The organism is Raoultella sp. (assembly GCF_039594335.1).
Taxonomy (GTDB): domain Bacteria; phylum Pseudomonadota; class Gammaproteobacteria; order Enterobacterales; family Enterobacteriaceae; genus Klebsiella.
This window is the reverse complement of the sequence record NZ_JBCNNS010000236.1, coordinates 1-3,882: the sequence shown is the minus strand read 5'-3', so window position 1 is coordinate 3,882 and position 3,882 is coordinate 1. Positions and strand designations below refer to the sequence as shown.

4 protein-coding genes are annotated in these 3,882 nt (G+C 55.0%); 3 read left to right on the top strand and 1 reads right to left on the bottom strand.

What is annotated here, in order from left to right; genetic code table 11:
- Nucleotides 1-638 (top strand): AraC family transcriptional regulator (locus ACZAHD_RS22160; protein WP_462458650.1); only part of this gene is annotated, 638 nt, incomplete at its 5' end.
- 26 nt (nucleotides 639-664) lie between these two features.
- Here ACZAHD_RS22160 and ACZAHD_RS22155 read toward each other — a convergent pair.
- Nucleotides 665-790 (bottom strand): small membrane protein, encoded by a 126-nt coding sequence (locus tag ACZAHD_RS22155; RefSeq protein ID WP_462458649.1) that lies wholly within the window; start codon nucleotides 788-790, stop codon nucleotides 665-667.
- A 216-nt stretch (nucleotides 791-1,006) separates the two neighbouring features.
- On the opposite strand from ACZAHD_RS22155, the gene ACZAHD_RS22150 reads away from it, so the two are divergent.
- Nucleotides 1,007-2,089 carry a malate/lactate/ureidoglycolate dehydrogenase gene (locus ACZAHD_RS22150; protein ID WP_462458648.1) on the top strand — a complete coding sequence of 361 codons (1,083 nt, stop codon included), beginning with the start codon at nucleotides 1,007-1,009 and terminating at the stop codon, nucleotides 2,087-2,089.
- A 240-nt stretch (nucleotides 2,090-2,329) separates the two neighbouring features.
- The coding region (gene fdhF, locus ACZAHD_RS22145; protein WP_462458647.1) for a formate dehydrogenase subunit alpha at nucleotides 2,330-3,882 on the top strand (1,553 nt) is incomplete at its 3' end.

The following is a 3,882-nucleotide window of genomic DNA, read 5'->3' as shown; positions in this document are numbered from 1 at the left end:
CGGGACAGCTCATCGTTCATCAGCGCAATGATTATTACAATTATCAATGTGATGATGTCAAACAGCTGTATATCATTCCGCATAGTGCGAAAATCAAAACGCTATTTAGTGGTCAACTGACCAGCCCAATCGTCACACTGGATAATCACCCTTTAGCGTTATTTTTAAAAACGCATATGTTACTGCTGGACGCGCAATCGGCAAGTTTATCCGTACCGGAAATCGCGGTTATCGTCGATGGCCTACATCATATCGCGCTGCAGGTTCTGGCCGATGTGGCGCAGGAGAAAGGGCTGCGATCGTCAGGAAAACTCGCCCACCTGGTGAACAGCGCGAAATCCTTTATTGAGCTTAATTATCATCGACATGACCTAACTCCTGACCTGCTTTGCCGGATGCTGTGCTGCTCAAGATCCAGCCTCGATCGGGCTTTTCAGCAACAGAGGACTTCAGTGATGGCGGTGATTAAAGAGATACGCCTGGAGGCGGCCCGGCAACTGCTGGAAACCGATCCCCGGCTGCGGGTCGAACAGGTATCCTGGCGCTGTGGTTTTGTCAGCCACCCGTTATTCAGCAAAAGTTTTCGCGAAAAATACCACTCCACGCCGAAAGCCTGGCGTGACAACCATTACACCTAAAGTGACGACCAGGCCGTTGACGGATATTAGCGATGACGGAAAGATTTAAAGCGCATCGCTCTGCGTTCTTTTATATAACTCAATAAACAATAGATCGATAATCCCAGCAATGAAATCGCGACGATAATTAAAAACAGAGCACTAATGTTCATTTTGGTCTTCTCTTTAACATTTTTTAGCAGGTTTTATGATAATGATTATCAAGACCGCGAACAGCACGCCGGGCCTCAAGTCTGTTTTCTGCCCCTCATTTCGCTTCTGCGCTCTTCGGTCTGCAACATGTTGATCTTCTTCGCTCAGGAGCGCAGCATGGAAGCGCAAACTTAACAAAACAACAACACAACCGAATAAGTCACAGGAGCGTATCAGTGCAAACCGGATATCGTTTTCAGGCGACGGATCTGCATCAGTTCGTCAACACTCTCTTCATTGAGCTTGGCAGTTCTCCCACCGAAGCTTCCCTTGTCGCCGATCATCTGGTGGCCGCGAATCTCGCCGGCCACGACTCACACGGTGTAGGGATGATCCCGAGTTACGTGCGTTCTCATGCTCAGGGCCATTTGCAGCTTAATCGTCATGCCAAAGTGATGAAGGATGCCGGCGCAGTACTGACACTTGACGGCAACGCGGGCTTTGGCCAGGTAGTGGCCCATGAAGCGATGCAGAAAGGGATTGAGAAAGCCCGGCAACACGGTATGGCTGCTATCGCCTTGCGCAATGCGCATCACATCGGACGCATTGGCTACTGGGCCGAGCAATGCGCGGCGGCAGGTTTCATCTCGATCCACTTCGTCAGCGTCGTGGGCGACCCGATGGTCGCTCCGTTTCGCGGCAAAGACAGCCGCTTCGGCACCAATCCGCTGTGCGTTATCTTCCCGCGAGAAGGGCAGCCTCCGCTGCTGCTCGACTACGCCACCAGCGCGATTGCCTTTGGCAAAACGCGCGTCGCCTGGCATAAAGGCGAAGCCGTTCCGGCCGGTTCGCTGATTGACGCCCGAGGCGAACCGACCACCGACCCTGCGGTAATGCAGACCTCGCCATTAGGCGCCCTGCTCACCTTTGCCCAGCATAAAGGCTACGCCCTCGCCACGCTATGTGAAATCCTCGGCGGCGCCGTCTCCGGCGGCCAGACGACCCACCAGCAGAGCCTACAGACCTGCGTCGACGCCATCTTCAACTGCATGACCACCCTTATCCTCGACCCGAAAGCCTTCGACGCGCCGGACATGCAGCGCGAGGCGGAAGCCTTCATCGACTGGTGTAAACAGTCGCCTCATGACGCGCACGCGCCGATTCTGGTGCCGGGAGAGTGGGAAGAGGCCAATCGTCAGGCGCGTCTGGCACAGGGCATTCCGTTGGATGCTGGCAGTTGGCAGGCCATCTGTGAAGCGGCACTGGAAGCCGGATTGTCCCCGGAGAGACTGGCGCAGTTCCAGCAAAAAATGCGCTAACCTATTGCAGAACGCCCTCCCCTGGCGTTCTACTATGTCATCGTCATTAGTGACGACATCACGACGACACCTCCGCCAGACGAATTAATTCCCTTACATATCAATCAATTAATATTGGCACAACTTCTGCATACCGCTCCTGCCTTCCGTTTGCATCGCGGCGAAAGGTTTCCATGACGATGGCGGGCCGGGCCCGGCCTGACCATTGATCTTCATTCACTGTTAACAGGTCTGTTACTGATGAAAAAAATCACAAGCGTTTGCCCTTATTGCGGGGCGGGCTGCAAACTCAAACTGGTTGTCGAAAACAATAAAATTATCCGTGCGGAAGCCGCCGATGGAGTGACCAATCAGAATCAGCTGTGCCTCAAAGGGTATTACGGATGGGATTTTCTGAATGATACTCAACTGCTCACCCCGCGCCTGAAGCAGCCGATGATTCGCTACCAGAAAGGGGGAAAACTCACCCCGGTCAGCTGGGACGAGGCGATTCGCTATACGGCCAAAAAACTCCGGGAGATCAAAGAACAGTACGGCCCGCGCGCGATTATGACCACCGGCTCATCTCGCGGTACCGGGAATGAAACCAACTATGTCATGCAGAAATTCGCCCGGGCGGTGTTAAACACCAATAACGTCGACTGTTGCGCCCGTGTATGTCACGGTCCATCGGTGGCGGGACTACAGGTGGCGCTGGGTAACGGCGCAATGAGTAACTCCATCAGCGATATTGAACACTCAAAATGTCTGTTGGTCTTTGGCTACAACTGTGCCGATTCCCACCCTATCGTCGCCCGTCGGGTGATTAAAGCGCGCGAAAACGGCGCAAAAATCATCGTCTGCGACCCGCGGCGAATTGAAACCGCCCGCATTGCCGATCGCCACCTGCAGCTCAACAACGGCAGTAATATGGCGCTGGTCAACGCCTTCGGCCACGTTCTGCTGGAAGAAGAACTCTATAACCATGATTACGTCGAACGCTTTACCGAAGGGCTGGAAGCCTACCGTGAGACGGTGAAAGCATACTCGCCTGAAGCGGTGGAGGCGGTCACCGGCGTTCCGGCGCAAGAAGTGCGTCAGGCGATGAGAATGTTTGCCGCCGCGCCGTCGGCCACGATCATGTGGGGTATGGGCGTCACACAGTTTGGCCAGGCGGTTGACGTGGTGAAAGGCCTGGCCAGTCTGGCTCTGCTGACCGGTAACCTTGGCCGGGAACATGTCGGCGTCGGCCCGGTACGCGGGCAGAACAATGTCCAGGGGGCCTGCGACATGGGTGTGCTGCCGAATCTGTTCCCTGGCTATCAGGAGGTGACCGATCCCAACGTACGCGCCAAGTTTGCCGCAGCCTGGGGAATTGACCCGGCCATTATGGATGACAAAATCGGGACCCGTATTACTGAAGTTCCGCATAAAGCGCTGACCGGGGAGATCAAAGCCTACTACATCATGGGAGAAGACCCGCTGCAGACCGAAGCCGATCTGGGGCTGGTGCGCAAGGGTATCGAGGCGCTGGACTTTGTCGTGGTGCAGGATATTTTCATGACCAAAACCGCCGAAATAGCCGATGTGCTGTTACCGGCAACCTCCTGGGGCGAACACGGCGGCGTCTTCACCTGTGCCGATCGCGGTTTCCAGCGCTTCGAAAAAGCCATCCCGGCACCGGGCAACGTCAAACGTGACTGGGAGATCATCAGCCTGCTGGCCAGCGAAATGGGCTATCCGATGCATTACGACGATAACCAGCAAATCTGGGACGAAATGCGCGAACTGTGCCCGCTGTTCTATGGCGTCAC

Coding starts and splice junctions, on each gene's coding strand:
- ACZAHD_RS22155 (WP_462458649.1), bottom strand. CDS start 790: ATGAACATTAGTGCTCTGTTTTTAATTATCGTCGCGATTTCATTGCTG.